General features: G+C 37.4%; 15 protein-coding genes. 8 read left to right on the forward strand and 7 right to left on the reverse strand.

All coding sequences use genetic code 11. The features are described 5' to 3' along the window. The first annotated feature begins 56 nt into the window (after window positions 1–56). Entirely contained in the window at window positions 57–980 is a 924-nt protein-coding gene (locus tag E4F24_RS09050) for a transporter family protein (RefSeq protein WP_140938371.1), read from the forward strand. A gap of 64 nt (window positions 981–1,044) precedes the next feature. On the opposite strand, the gene E4F24_RS09055 is transcribed toward E4F24_RS09050, so the two are convergent. Further along, window positions 1,045–1,443, reverse strand: a complete 399-nt coding sequence (locus tag E4F24_RS09055) for an SRPBCC family protein (protein ID WP_140938372.1) — start codon at window positions 1,441–1,443, stop codon at window positions 1,045–1,047. A 12-nt stretch (window positions 1,444–1,455) separates the two neighbouring features. Next, window positions 1,456–2,103 (reverse strand): orotate phosphoribosyltransferase, encoded by a 648-nt coding sequence (pyrE, locus tag E4F24_RS09060; RefSeq protein ID WP_140938373.1) that lies wholly within the window; start codon window positions 2,101–2,103, stop codon window positions 1,456–1,458. On the opposite strand from pyrE, the gene E4F24_RS09065 reads away from it, so the two are divergent. Continuing rightward, complete coding sequence (locus E4F24_RS09065; RefSeq protein ID WP_140938374.1) at window positions 2,102–2,713, forward strand: NUDIX hydrolase; 612 nt, start codon at window positions 2,102–2,104, stop codon at window positions 2,711–2,713. The two genes, pyrE and E4F24_RS09065, sit on opposite strands and share 2 nt — an antisense overlap. Window positions 2,714–2,763: 50 nt before the next feature. Here the strand turns inward: E4F24_RS09065 and E4F24_RS09070 are convergent, their stop codons facing one another. Beyond that, window positions 2,764–3,252: a hypothetical protein gene (locus E4F24_RS09070; protein WP_140938375.1), complete on the reverse strand. Its 489-nt coding sequence runs from the start codon at window positions 3,250–3,252 to the stop codon at window positions 2,764–2,766. Between the two features lie 329 nt (window positions 3,253–3,581). Next, window positions 3,582–6,362: a leucine--tRNA ligase gene (gene leuS, locus E4F24_RS09075; RefSeq protein WP_140938376.1), complete on the reverse strand. Its 2,781-nt coding sequence runs from the start codon at window positions 6,360–6,362 to the stop codon at window positions 3,582–3,584. A 232-nt stretch (window positions 6,363–6,594) separates the two neighbouring features. Here leuS and E4F24_RS09080 point away from each other — a divergent pair, with 232 nt between their 5' ends. From E4F24_RS09080 to E4F24_RS09100, 5 genes are all read left to right on the forward strand, one after another. After that, entirely contained in the window at window positions 6,595–7,473 is an 879-nt protein-coding gene (locus E4F24_RS09080; protein WP_140938377.1) for a cell division protein FtsX, read from the forward strand. A gap of 18 nt (window positions 7,474–7,491) precedes the next feature. Continuing rightward, the gene (locus tag E4F24_RS09085; RefSeq protein ID WP_140938378.1) at window positions 7,492–7,734 is read left to right on the forward strand and encodes a DUF3098 domain-containing protein; all 243 of its coding nucleotides are present in this window, start codon (window positions 7,492–7,494) and stop codon (window positions 7,732–7,734) included. Window positions 7,735–7,739: 5 nt separating this feature from the next. After that, window positions 7,740–8,534 carry an undecaprenyl-diphosphate phosphatase gene (locus E4F24_RS09090; protein WP_140938379.1) on the forward strand — a complete coding sequence of 265 codons (795 nt, stop codon included), beginning with the start codon at window positions 7,740–7,742 and terminating at the stop codon, window positions 8,532–8,534. Continuing rightward, on the forward strand, window positions 8,534–9,271 hold the full coding sequence (gene truB, locus E4F24_RS09095) for a tRNA pseudouridine(55) synthase TruB (protein WP_140938380.1): 738 nt from the start codon (window positions 8,534–8,536) through the stop codon (window positions 9,269–9,271). Before E4F24_RS09090 ends, truB begins: the two co-directional genes overlap by 1 nt. 104 nt (window positions 9,272–9,375) lie before the next feature. Beyond that, on the forward strand, window positions 9,376–10,359 hold the full coding sequence (locus E4F24_RS09100; RefSeq protein WP_140938381.1) for a bifunctional riboflavin kinase/FAD synthetase: 984 nt from the start codon (window positions 9,376–9,378) through the stop codon (window positions 10,357–10,359). Between the two features lie 51 nt (window positions 10,360–10,410). Here E4F24_RS09100 and bshB1 read toward each other — a convergent pair whose 3' ends face one another. From bshB1 to E4F24_RS09115, 3 genes are read right to left on the reverse strand one after another with little or no spacing between them, the layout of a single operon-like run. Then, on the reverse strand, window positions 10,411–11,130 hold the full coding sequence (bshB1, locus tag E4F24_RS09105; protein ID WP_140938382.1) for a bacillithiol biosynthesis deacetylase BshB1: 720 nt from the start codon (window positions 11,128–11,130) through the stop codon (window positions 10,411–10,413). Window positions 11,131–11,169: 39 nt separating this feature from the next. Further along, a complete protein-coding gene (locus E4F24_RS09110; RefSeq protein ID WP_140938383.1) occupies window positions 11,170–11,661 on the reverse strand; it encodes a glutathione peroxidase in 492 nt (163 codons plus the stop codon). 7 nt (window positions 11,662–11,668) lie between these two features. Next, window positions 11,669–12,310: a DUF4294 domain-containing protein gene (locus E4F24_RS09115; RefSeq protein WP_140938384.1), complete on the reverse strand. Its 642-nt coding sequence runs from the start codon at window positions 12,308–12,310 to the stop codon at window positions 11,669–11,671. 145 nt (window positions 12,311–12,455) lie between these two features. Here E4F24_RS09115 and E4F24_RS09120 point away from each other — a divergent pair, with 145 nt between their 5' ends. After that, window positions 12,456–14,663 carry a RelA/SpoT family protein gene (locus tag E4F24_RS09120; protein ID WP_140938385.1) on the forward strand — a complete coding sequence of 736 codons (2,208 nt, stop codon included), beginning with the start codon at window positions 12,456–12,458 and terminating at the stop codon, window positions 14,661–14,663. The last annotated feature ends 38 nt before the right edge of the window (window positions 14,664–14,701 follow it).

Consider the following 14,701-nt stretch of genomic DNA (forward strand, 5'->3'; position numbering starts at 1 on the left):
ATGATGGGAACAGGATAGTTTCTTAGGTGATTAGATCGTATAAAAATAATTCAAACATGAAAAAAAAATTGATTCTTATCGTATTAAGCTCATTCCTCACCTATGCAAACGCCTGTGATATTTGTGGGTGTGGTGCTGGCAGCTATTACATTGGTATTCTTCCGGATTTTAACAAACGTTTTGTAGGTCTACGGTATCAATTCAACAAGTTAACCACCCAACTCGATGTCAATGGTAACCGGACCACCCTTACCTCTGATGAGCAGTATCAGAACGTAGAGCTTTGGGGCGCATGGAATTTTGGATCGCGCTGGCGTATAATGGCGATCGTGCCTTATAACCTGATCGAGAAATACAACAACGCATCCGAGACATTGCGTCGTAAAGATGGCTTAGGAGATGTAGTACTAAATGGTTATTTCAACATTCTGAACAAAACCGGTCAAAGTGACAATAAATTGATTGTCCACTCCTTGTGGGGTGGATTGGGATTAAAATTACCCACCGGAAATTACAGCGTTCAAGAAGTCAACAATAATCTTAATTCACCTAACATCTTCCAACTAGGAACCGGTAGCACTGATGTGTTGGCCAATATCATGTATGATATACGCATACATGATATCGGTATCAATACCAATTTCAGTTACAAACTAAACACCGAAAATGCGGATGATTACCGATACGGAGACAAAATATCGGCTAACGTATCAGCTTATTATAAAATCAATTTGGGGATAGATAAAAGGTTAGCACCAAATATTGGTGTAGCCTATGAACACCAACAAAAAGATCACACGTTGGGTTATCGCCTCACAGAAACTGGTGGAAGTCTCGTGAACAGTATCCTGGGACTAGAAACGAATTTCAAGCAACTATCTCTGGGAATTAATTACCAACTTCCGTTACAACAAGATCTGGGAAAAAGAAGAATTGAATCCGGAAATAAATTTTTAACACATATTTCCTACTCTTTTTAGTAAAAAAGACCAACAAAAAAAGCAATCCACATGTGGATTGCTTTTTTGTTGTTTTATAAATATTTTATCCCAACACCTCTTTAACTCGTCTTATTTGATGATCGACTAATTTCTGTAAGGGGCCGGAAGCCATCATCTTCATCATCATATTCAATTGCGCTTCAATCACAAAGGTAGCTTTGGTTTCCAATGGAGAGATTTCTTCTACTTGCCAAGATAATTTAACTTCAAAAGGCGCTTCTTCTAAAGGCACACAGATGATTTCTTTATTTTCGACACGCTGGTTGATCTTAAGCGACAACTTAGCCATATTTTTGATTGTAAATCGCGCTTCATCCGCAGTCGAAGTCCAGTCATATATATTATCTGGCATCAATTGCTCATGATTATTCAAATCTGCTAAAAAAGAATACACTTCAGAAACAGTTTTGTTAATTACAATATGATTTTGAATGACTGTCATGATTCTTTTATGTTATACGCTTGGCTCCCAATTCGCCGGATCCTTACGCCACTGCTCTAACATCTCCACATCACTTTCCAGCACATAGCTTTTATCTACAGCTACTTTGATTAATGAATCATAAGTACAAAGGCTGAATAAAGGACATTTTGCTTCTGCAAAATTTTCAGTAGCCTCATCAAACCCATAGGTAAAGATAGAAATCAGGCCAACGACATTGCAACCTGCTTCACGCAGTGCCTTCACAGCGATCAGAGAACTTTTACCCGTAGATACCAAATCCTCTATCACCACTACACGTTGTCCGCTTACCACCTCTCCTTCTATTAGGTTTTGGCGTCCATGACCTTTGGCGCTACTACGTACATAGGTAAACGGCAGACCTAAATCCTGAGCAACTAATACTCCTTGCGGTATACCAGCGGTAGCTACTCCAGAAATCATTTCTACGCTTCCAAATTCTTCCTGAATACGCTGAGATAGCTTTTGGCGGATGTAAGTACGAATGGCGGGATGCGATAGTGTGATGCGGTTATCACAGTAAATTGGAGACTGCCAACCCGAAGCCCATGTAAAAGGACTTTTAGGTTGCAATTTTATTGCTTTAATTTGCAATAAGGATTCAGCAACTTTTTGTTCAACCTCATTAAAATTATTCATGGCGCAAATTTATAAAATTTATATGAACCAAAGCCTGCTTATTTTAGCAGATTTTACACCTAAAATTAAGAACGACATCCAAACTATTGGATTACAAGAGATTGACTTGGAAAAACTTTTCAACAACAGTACAAAGAACAGTAGTGTCACTTATTTGTATATACATCCAGAAGTGGAAAAAGTTTTTAAAATGGTCTCTAGCAAGCTCAGAATCATTAAGGCTGCGGGTGGTATTGTAAAAAATGGTGACGGTCATTACCTGTTCATTCACCGTCTCGGAAAATGGGATTTACCTAAAGGAAAGGTAGAAGATAATGAAAAAATGCGTGATGCGGCCGTACGTGAAGTGGAGGAAGAGTGTGGGATTAAAATTCACTATCTTGGAAAAAAAAAGGTTACAACATACCATACCTATCTAATACGCGGCAAGCTGGTTTTAAAACAGACCAATTGGTATGAAATGGGGGTCAATAAAATTCCCAAATTAATCCCTCAACTTGAAGAAGACATTGATCGGGCGGAATGGTTATCAAAAAAAGATCTAACTCAAGTGAAAGAAAATACCTATCCACTCATTCTGGAAATAGTAAACGAAAAAATTCTAAAATAGAAAAAGCCCTGAATTAAACCTTCAGGGCTTTCATCTAAAACATATAACCACTAACTATTAGAACTTTCTCCTTTGAAACCTGAAGATTTTTCAATCTTTTTGCGCATAGGGCTCCCATCTTTACGACTCTTAAAATGTTGCCCACGTTTGTGTACACGATCACCGTCACGTTTCACTATGCGTTCTTTCATTATTTTTTGTTGATCTTCTGTCAATAAATTCTTAAATCTATCACGATCAACTTTCATTTCGTTTTGTATCGCTGCATGTTCTTTTTTTCGTATTTCCGAACGTTGTTTTAGTTTTTTTGCTTTATCGAGGTTATACGCATATACCTCCTCACGCTGCTTATCCGTAAATTTTAATTCCTTATCCAAACGCGCTGTGCGGATCTTTGCGATATCTTCAGGTGATTTATTCACCATATACTCTTTCTTGGGTGATTTACGATCTGGACGCTTGTTATCTGATTTATCCTGTGCAAAGGATACAACACTCAATCCTGTAAACAATACCACTAATGTGAATATCTTTTTCATAGTCATCTTAATTAAATTGTAAATAATATTTTAATACGCTTGTTCTATTTATAGATACAATTCGAACGAAACAGTTTAATATTGCTATTGTTAAATTTAGTTAAGGCTTTGGACAAGATATTTGACTTGGATGGAAATGACTATTTTAAGCTACTACAGGAGCTTAAAATACAAAAAATGCTTTAGTTTCAAAAAGCATATCTAAATGGTTTTAAATTTTCTGAGAAAGAGACCGTAGATATAAGTGAAACATCTAAACGGATTGGAGTATAAAGCAAAAGACCGAATTATAAAATCCGGTCTTTTGCTTATTTATGGGTGGGTTCGTATTACACGACAATATTAATAATCTTACCCTTCACGAAAATTAGCTTTTTCACAGCTTTGCCATCCAAATAACGTTGAACATCAGTGTTACCGATAACGATCTCTTCAACAGCTTTAGCATCTAAATCCAACGCCAAGGGTAGGTTCATTTTCATTTTACCATTTATCGACACAGGATATGCAAACTCAGATTCCACTAAATATTCGGGATTGAATATAGGATAGGTAGCATAAGAAATCGCTCCTGCTTCGTTACCTAGCAATGTCCAGAGTTCTTCCGTTATATGTGGTGCATAAGGTTCTAACACGATAATCAAATCTTGCAAGATCTGACGTTTATTGCATCTTAGCTCCGTAAGTTCATTTACGCAGATCATGAAGGCTGAGACAGAAGTATTGAAAGAGAATCGTTCGATATCATCTTCCACTTTTTTAATAATCTTGTGTAATGCCTTATATTCGGCCTTCGTAGGTTCTTCTTCTGAAACATTGAAATTACCTTCTGCATCATGAAACAACCGCCATACTTTACGCAAGAATTTATATACGCCTTCAATACCATTTGTATTCCAGGGCTTTGCCTGCTCTAAAGGACCTAAGAACATTTCGTACAAACGTAATGTATCCGCACCGTATGTCTCGATAATATCATCTGGATTAACGACGTTGAATTTAGATTTAGACATCTTCTCCACCTCGGTTCCACAGATATATTTGCCGTTCTCCAGAATAAATTCTGCATCCGCGAAATCAGGACGGAATGTTTTGAATTTTTCGGTATCCAACACATCATTGTAAACAATATTTACATCTACATGCAACGGAATGCAATTGTATTGGTCTTTCAATCCCAATGAAACAAATTGATTTGTTCCTTTTCCTTCGTCGTCCAAAACGCGGTATACAAAATTCGAACGACCTTGGATCATACCTTGGTTAATTAACTTTTTGAAGGGTTCCTCTTCTTGATGAAAACCTAAATCTTTCAAAACCTTGTTCCAAAAGCGCGAGTACAACAAATGCCCCGTAGCATGCTCAGAACCACCGATATATAAATCAACAGCCTTCCAATAATCAACGGCCTCTTTGGAAGCGAATATATCTTGATTTTGAGAATCCATATAGCGGAACCAATACCATGAAGAGCCTGCCCAACCCGGCATTGTACTCAACTCGTATTCATATTGATCCTGATATTTCCATCCTTCGGCACGTCCCAAAGGCGGTTCCCCTGTTTCTGTAGGTAAATATTTATCTACTTCCGGCAACAATAAAGGCAACTCTTCTTCCTTGATCAGATAAGGTATTCCACTCTTAAAGTAAACCGGAACAGGTTCTCCCCAATAACGCTGACGGCCGAAGATTGCATCGCGCATCCGAAAATTGACTTTTGCCTTTCCCAATTTCAGCTCCTCTAGTTTCGCAACTAATGCCGGAACGGCCTCTTTATAGGTCATCCCATTGATGAAATCAGAATTGATATATTTGCCATCCTTATTTGGATCGGCTTGTTCTTCAATATTTTGCGAATCAGATATTGGAATAATCGGCAAATTGAAATGTTTAGCAAAAACATAATCACGTTGATCTCCCGAGGGAACGGCCATCACAGCACCTGTTCCATATCCAGCCAAAACATAATCCGCTATCCAGATTTGAACGTCGTCACCGGTAATCGGATGTTTCGCATAGGAACCTGTAAATACCCCTGATACAGTTTTTGTATCTGCCATCCGGTCGAGTTCCGATTTTTTTGCCGTTTTTTCGATATAAGATTCCACAGCCGCACGTTGTTCATCTGTAGTTAACGCTTCGACCAACTCATGTTCTGGTGCCAAAACAACAAAAGAAACACCAAAGAGCGTATCTACCCGTGTCGTGAACACTTCAATCCCTCCTTTGGGGGTAAGGGGGAAAATCACAGATGCTCCTATAGATTTGCCAATCCAATTACGTTGCATCTCTACCAACGGTTCAGGCCAATCCACACTATCCAGACCACTCAACAAACGATCTGCGTATGCCGTAATACGCATAGACCATTGCATCATTTTCTTTTGCTCGACAGGATATCCACCCCGCTCGGAAACACCGTTTATAACCTCATCATTCGCCAATACTGTCCCTAGCGCAGCACACCAGTTTACCGTACTTTCGCGTAAGTAGGCCAAGCGATATTTCAGCAGTTCTCTCTGTTGCTCTTCTTCTGAAAATGCTTTCCAGTCCGCAGCAAAAAAAACTGAGACATCTTCATCTGACTCTGCATTAATACCTTGAGAACCAAAACTATTAAACTTATCAATTAATGTATCTATAGATTCCGCTTTGTCTGCATCCTTATTATACCAGGAATTAAACAATTGCATAAAAATCCATTGTGTCCACCGATAATAATCGGGATTGGATGTCCGTACTTCACGCGACCAATCGTAAGAAAAACCAATATTATCCAATTGTTCACGATAACGATTGATATTCACTTCCGTAGTAATGGCCGGATGTTGCCCCGTTTGTATCGCATACTGTTCTGCCGGCAAGCCAAAGGAATCGTAGCCCATTGGATGCAATACATTAAATCCTTTTAATCGCTTATATCTGGAAAAAATATCAGATGCTATATACCCTAGCGGATGACCGACATGTAAACCAGCTCCCGAAGGATAGGGAAACATATCCAACACGTAATATTTCGGCTTATCAGTCGATTCAGCTGTTTTAAATGTTTGATTTTCGGCCCAAAATTTCTGCCACTTCTGTTCAATTGATCTGTGATTGTAGTCCATCTTCCTAAGTAAGAATTGTATAAGAGTTGCGAAATTAGCGATTTTAAGACAAAAACAGTATAAAAGTTTTTTATTCTAGACAATAAATTCGGATATTCGTTGTTAAAACTTAAAGAGATATCAACCTTTCTGTTGTCGTCTATTGTAAGTTTCGATTTCAAGATATTACATTTAAATATTCAAAAAATCATCTTTATTAATTACTTTCGCATCAAATATATTTTAAAGCTTTATGTCAGTAATAGAACAAGGCTCACCACGTAAAAAAACAAAATCTGTATATATTTCCACTGTAATCAGTATTGCATTGGTTTTATTAATGACTGGTTTACTGGGACTTATACTTGTACACGCAAAGAACTTATCCAAATACGTAAAAGAAAATATTGTCTTAAATGTTATTGTAAACGATAATGTAAACGAAGGCGATGTACTTTCTCTACAAAAGGATTTTGAAAAGGACCCTTATGTATTACGTACCGAATACGTGAGTAAAGAACTAGCAGCTAAGAACCTCAAGGAGGATTTAGGTGAAGACTTTGTAGAATATCTTGGACACAACCCCCTATTGCCTTCAGTAGACATCTACATGAAAGAACAATATGCAAATACGGATAGCATCCAGCCCTTCATAGAGAAAATATCGAAAAGCAGCCGCGTAAAAGAAGTTGTGTATCAAGAATCCCTAATTGATATGGTCAATAAAAACATCCGAATAATCGGAATCGTGGTACTCGCTTTTACAGTTATATTATTGATTATCGCAATTGCTTTGATTAATAATACTATTCGATTAGCAATATATTCGCAGCGTTTCTTAATAAAAAGTATGCAGTTAATAGGTGCTACGAAAAATTTCATCCGCAAGCCCTATATCCTATATGGAATTATCCACGGCCTTATCGGAGCACTGATTTCGATCTTACTGTTGATTTTTACATTACAATTTGCGCAAAAACAGATTCCTGAACTTATTTTCCTACGCAATTGGTATGAGTTTGGCGCGATCTTTTTAATCGTCGTTATATTAGGAATATTAATTTCGGGCTTAAGCACTTATTTTGCAGTAACGAAATACTTACGTGCCAAATCACATAGCTTGTACCGTTAATCACTATAAAAATTGAAAATGGCTTTAAAAAACACGATACCTACTAATGAAAAGAAATACAGCGGATTTGTATTTCAAAAGATTAACTATATTTTATTTGTGAGCAGTATCCTAATCGTTGCGGTAGGTTTCCTGCTGATGATGGGAACAGAAGACATCTATAGCTTTACAAAAATCACTTTGGCTCCTTTAGTTGTTATTATCGGATTCGCAATTGGATTTGTTGCAATTTTATACAAACCTAAGAACAAAGATATCTAAGAAGAATGAGTTATCTAGAGGCTATTGTTTTAGCTATCATTGAAGGACTAACAGAATTTTTACCTGTATCCTCTACTGGACACATGATTATAGGTACAGCCCTAATGGGCTTGGAATCTTCAGATTTTGTAAAACTTTTCACCATATTCATCCAATTAGGCACTATACTTTCCGTACTGGTATTGTACTGGAAACGCTTTTTTAAATCATTAGATTTCTACTATAAATTGGCTGTGGCCGCTATTCCTGCTTCTATCTTGGGCTTTGTATTCAATGATGTGATCGATTCGTTATTGGAAAGCCCATTAATGGTAGCAGTTATGCTGGTTGTAGGTGGGGTTATTTTACTCTTCGTGGATAAATGGTTTAACAAACCAAAGATTGCCAATTCAGATGATATTTCATTCAAGCAAGCATTCATTATTGGTTGTTACCAATGTTTGGCATTGATACCAGGCACTTCGAGATCAGCAAGTACCATTATCGGTGGTATGACACAAAAATTGACACGTAAAGCGGCAGCCGAGTTTTCTTTCTTTTTAGCCATACCTATGATGCTTGGTGCGTCGCTTGTAAAGCTTTACAATTTTTTTAAAGAAGGTAATACGATAAGTAGTCAGGAAATCAACCTGCTTATTTTGGGGAATGTAGTAGGGTTTATTGTTGCTATTGTTGCCATCAAAACGTTTATCGATATCTTGACGAAATACGGTTTCAAGGCTTTTGGATGGTATAGAATTGTGTTGGGAATGGTTATTATAGTTATGCTGCTTGGCGGACATAGCTTACAAATGATTTAATGGAGAACATTCAAGAAGAAAAAAACGAACCTACTTTCTCTTTTACAGAGGGAGAGGTATTATTGGTCGATAAACCATTGACTTGGACCAGTTTTGATGTAGTAGGTAAACTAAGAAATACCATGAAGTCCCTTAAACTAAAAGTGGGACATGCCGGTACATTAGACCCTTTAGCAACAGGATTATTGATTATTTGCACGGGAAAGTTCACAAAAAAAATTGATTCATTTCAAGCGGAAAATAAAGAATATACTGGTACAATTACGTTAGGAGCTACTACTCCCTCCTATGATCTGGAAACCAAAATCGATCAAACATTTGATATCGGACACCTCACGGAAGATCAAATAAAAGAAGCCGCTCAATCTTTTATCGGAGAGCTGGATCAATTTCCTCCGGCTCATTCCGCAATTAAAATTAATGGTGAACGAGTCTACGAAAAAGCACGACGAGGAGAGGAAGTAGAACTAAAATCCCGAAAAGTAACCATACATGAGTTTGAGATAGAGAAAATAGAATTTCCGTTAATCTTCTTTAAGATTAGGTGTTCGAAAGGAACCTATATACGCTCTATCGCACATGATTTTGGAAAAGCGTTACATAACGGGGCGCATCTCTCCTCTTTGCGTCGCACCATGAGTGGCGATTTTCATGTAGACAATGCTTGGAACCTAGAAGATTTAATTCAGACTATAAGAGCACAAAAAAGTGCTGTAATTGAGAAAAGGCCTTTATAAATGAAGCCAGCATGAACTGCCACTCAAAAAAAGGTTTGAAAAGTAGCACATGTCCGCCCTTCGGGACCCGGGCGAGTTTCATCACCTTTAAAAGTAATTTATAGATGAAAATATATAGGAATCTTGAAGAATTCAATGCGCTAAAGAATGCGATCGTAACCATAGGTACCTTTGATGGCGTTCATATTGGGCACCAAAAGATTTTAAAACAATTAGTGGATTGCGCAAGAGAAAACAATGGAGAATCCGTTCTTTTAACCTTTTTTCCACATCCCAGATTAATCATTAACCCCGATGATGAAGCTTTAAAGCTCATTAACGATATCGAAGAAAAGACGCATCGACTCGCCCTTGCAGGATTAGATCATTTGATTATCACTCCTTTTACGCGAGATTTTTCCAATCAAAATCCAGAGGAATATATTCGAAATGTATTGGTTGGAAAATTAGGCACAAAAAAAATCATCATCGGCTATGACCACCATTTTGGAAAAAATAGAGTTGGCTCGATTAAAGACTTAGTCCATTTTTCCGAAATATTTGATTTCGGTGTAGAACAAATTCCCGAACAGGATATTGATGATGTCGCTGTATCTTCTACCCGTATCCGTGAAGCACTTATTAAAGGTGATGTTAACACCGCTAATAAATATTTGGGGTATCCGTTTGAATTGACCGGTACGATTATCAGAGGCGATCAAATTGGCCGACAGATTGGTTTTCCAACAGCTAATCTACATGTACATGAAAGTCATAAACTTATTCCCGCTTATGGCATTTACGCTGTAGAAGTAGAAATATACCCTAAAGTTCCGTCAATAGGCTCAGGTGATTATATACATCCTGAACCCATTACCCTGGCAAAAGGTATGTGTTATATAGGTACAAGACCCACGGTAGATGGCATGAACCGTAAAATTGAAGTGAATCTTTTGGATTTTAAAGGCGATCTCTATTCAAAAACACTACGCGTTAAATTCTTGCATTTTGTACGTCATGATGAACGATTTAACAATTTAGAAGATCTTCAGAATCAGATTAGAAAAGATGAACACGCGATTAGAAGTTACTTTGACACGAATTTCTAGAAGAAGATAGCCTTATCTTATAGTGGCTATCTTCTCATTTAATTATCATCACTAGATAAGATCAAACAAGTCTTTTACCCCTAACAATTTTCTCGATGTAAACCCTTCTCCATATTTGGCTTGTATATTTCGGCCTAATTCTCTAGCTCTCCCTCTTGTATATTCCATAAAGTCCGGATTAGAGATATATGTCTGCGGACCATCATCATCGGATGAGGCATTAAACTGCGTTTTATAAGCTAAAATTGATTGTTCTTTGATATCCCAATAATCAGATATATCTAAGATGACATGAGGCTGGATATATTTATCTTGAATAAGCTGTAGCTGTAATCTCGGTCGGAAAGCATCTTGAGTCACCCCCTGTAATTCGGTTTCTATGCGACGAAGACCTGATAAAAAAACAGCATCGTTAACCAATTTACTGGCTCTACCATGATCGGGATGACGGTCATCCAAAGCATTTGTGATAATCACTTCTGGACGATATTTACGTATTATACGAATAATAGATAACTGAGAAGTTTCTTCATTTAAGAAAAAACCGTCCCGAAAGCCCAAATTTTCCCGCACCTCAACACCCAAAATTGCAGCTGCCGCACTAGCCTCTTGCGCACGTGTCGCGGCTGTACCTCTTGTACCCAATTCTCCGCGAGTAAGGTCTATAATACCTACTTTCTTTCCTTCTGCAACATATTTAGCGATTGTACCTCCAGCACCCAATTCAGCATCGTCTGGATGTACTGTCATCACCATCAAGTCTAATATCATGTTATTATTATTTGTACAAAGGTACAGAATTCCGATAATTTACTGGGAAAGCAATTGCTCTATATGATTTTGTATGTTACTGGACAAGGGACTTGTAAAAGAATAGTAATAATCTACGACTTCTCCATTTTTATTAATTAGATACTTATGAAAGTTCCAACAAGGTTTCACATTAACATTTCCATTTAATTCTTTCGTCTGTAAGAATTTATATAAGGGGTGAACATAATCCCCTTTAACATGTATACGTTTAAAAACAGGAAAAGAGATTTGTTGATTTAGACGGCAATATGTTTCCAAGTTGAGTCCCGTTCGCGGTTCCTGATTCAGAAAGTCATTAGAGGGAAATGCCAATATCTCAAATCCCTGATCCTTGTACTTAAGATAAAGCTTTTCTAAAGTTTTAAATTGTTTTCTAAAATAACATCTGCTTGCCGTATTCACAATAAGTACCACCTTACCGGTATAATCAAGTAAAGATTTTTCATTACCAGAGAACTCAAGAACCTTATAATCGTAGATCGTCTTCATCTGTATGCTAATGATATGGATTGCTGATCGGTCTTACACGTTCATATTCACGGATTATGTTTTCTATTTCAAAATCTTCTTTTGGATCAAAAGTGGTTTTTAAATTATGACCAAACACACGAGCAACTCCTTGATAAACAAAAGCTTTCACTCCTCCCTTCATATCTTTTACCAGATCGTAACTGGTATTACCCGTCTGTCTTTCAATTAATTTAATTAAAATTTTACCCTGGGAAATAGATAAATTTTTAACTTCAGAATTTATTTTATGCTTTATTTCATTCTCGCATACATTTATTAATCTTCTTTCTTCTTTTTTGGAATTAGCCAGGGCGAGATCCCTATCCAGTTTCTCATATCTTTTTTGTGCATATATCGCATATGGAAGTACCCGTAAAACATTTCTTTTCAGTCTAAAATAGTTTTGACGCTGCTCTTCATTTTTCCAAATCCGGTTGGCTACGATTACCACTTCTTCAATCGGAAACCAAGGTACAATTTCGCCTGATTCCAATTTTGTGGTCGTGTAGAATTCTACTGTTTCAGGTGTTCCTGCTCCATAATGAGGCATGGTCAAAGCCTGCCCATAGCTATCTGAACAAAAAACCAAATAACCGATTACAAGCAGTGCGTATAAGCATTTTTTCATGAACAAAACAACAAAAACCCTTTTAAATGAAACTAAAATTTCTTAATTTTATTATGTTTAATAATAAGTCTCAAAAGCTTATCTTCAAACCATTAAATAAAATTAGTAAATTTCACTGGTATTACGAAAAAATAAAACAGTTTTTATGGAAGAATATGTGATTGATATTGAGGCGGAAAACAAAGAAATTCGTAAAAGATACAGAGCTTTATTAAGAGCGTGCAAACCTACTTTACAAAAAGGAGACAAGCAAGAGATCAGAAAGGCTTTCGACTTGGCGCTGGAGAGCCATAAAGAAATGCGCAGAAAGTCTGGCGAACCTTATATATACCACCCTATTGCCGTAGCTCAGATTGCGGCAGAAGAAATCGGTCTTGGAACTACTTCTATCGTGTGTTCATTATTGCATGACGTGGTTGAAGATACCAGTATGACGCTTCGCGACATAGAAGATCGATTTGGAAAAAAAGTAGCTCGAATTATCGATGGCTTAACAAAAATTGCGGGCGTATTTGACCCGAACAGCTCCATTCAGGCGGAGAATTTCAGAAAAATGCTTTTGACGCTTGCCGATGATGTACGCGTGATCCTCATCAAGCTTGCCGATCGTCTGCACAATATGCGCACGATGGAATTTATGGCTCGTCACAAACAATTAAAGATTGCTTCAGAGACAAGCTATCTCTATGCTCCTTTAGCCCACCGATTGGGGCTTTATGCGATTAAATCGGAGCTAGAAGACCTCTCCATGAAATATACGGATCCGGATACGTATAAGTTTATCGCGAAGAAATTAAATGAGAAAAAGGCCGAAAGAGAAAAATTTGTTACCGATTTTATTGCTCCGGTAAAAGAAATATTGGTAGAACAAGGCATCACTGCAGATGTATTCGGCAGGCCAAAATCTATTCATTCTATCTGGAACAAAATGCGAAAAAAATCGATACCCTTTGAAGAAGTATACGATTTATTTGCTATCCGTATTATCATAGATACCGATGTTGATAAGGAAAAAACAGAATGCTGGAAGGTTTATTCCATCGTTACAGATCTTTATCGCCCAAATCCTGACCGTTTACGTGATTGGGTATCTTCTCCTAAAGGAAATGGGTACGAATCTCTGCATACCACAGTAATGGGACCTCGAGGACAATGGGTGGAAGTACAAATACGCACCCGGAGGATGAATGAAATCGCCGAAAAAGGTTTTGCCGCACACTGGAAGTACAAAGAATCTAATTCAGACAATGGGTTGGATCAATGGATTCAAAAAGTAAGAGACGTGTTGGGTAATCCTGAACCAAATGCACTGGATTTTCTCGATGATTTCAAAATGAACCTCTTCTCTGATGAGATATTCATTTTTACCCCGAAAGGCACACTGATTCAATTGCCAAATGGAGCAACGGCCTTAGACTTTGCTTTTGAAATACACTCCGATATTGGGGCAACCTGTATTGGGGCAAAAGTGAACCACAAATTAGTTCCATTGAGCCACTCTTTACAAAATGGTGACCAAGTCGAAATTATCACTTCCAGCAAACAAACACCAAAAGAGGACTGGTTAAATTTCGTTATCACGGCAAAGGCAAAGGGCAAAATCAGATCCTCACTGAAGGAGGAAAAAAGACGTGTTGCGGAAGAGGGTAAAGAGATATTAGAACGTAAACTAAAGTCGTTAAAAATCACTTATAACACAGACAATATCAATAAAATTGCTAATTACTTCAAATTCCCAAGTTCCCAAGAATTATTCTATAACGTGGCGAAGGGAGTAATTGATATCAAAAACCTCAGAGAATATGTAGCGAGTGAGAAATTGCCTGAGGTAACAAATAACCAGTTTGCATCTCATATCTCTGGATTAGTTGAAAAGATCAACAAGAAAGAGGTCGACACCATCTTAATTGGAGATGATTACCAAAAAATAGACTATACACTAGCCCCATGTTGCAATCCCATCCCCGGTGATGATATTTTTGGTTTTTTAACAGTCAATGATGGCATAAAAATCCACCGTACATCATGCCCTAATGCATCCAAATTAATGGCTAACTATGGGTATCGGATATTGAAAGCAAAATGGATCTCTTCCCAACATGACACCGCATTTTTGACGGGAATACGGATCATTGGCATCGATGATGTAGGACTTGTTAATCAACTTACTACTGTCATTTCACAAGAATTTAAAGTTAATATTCGATCTTTATCCATATCCAGTAATGATGGTATTTTTGAAGGAAACATTATGGTACATGTCAATAACACCGAGCAATTAGACAATCTGATTAAACATTTAAAGCAGGTAACAGGGATCACGAGTGTAACACGTTATGAATCTGAAAATTAATCATTTAAATATCAGATTTTATATTAATGCAAAAAATA

The organism is Sphingobacterium lumbrici, assembly GCF_006476045.1.
Classification (GTDB): domain Bacteria; phylum Bacteroidota; class Bacteroidia; order Sphingobacteriales; family Sphingobacteriaceae; genus Sphingobacterium; species Sphingobacterium lumbrici.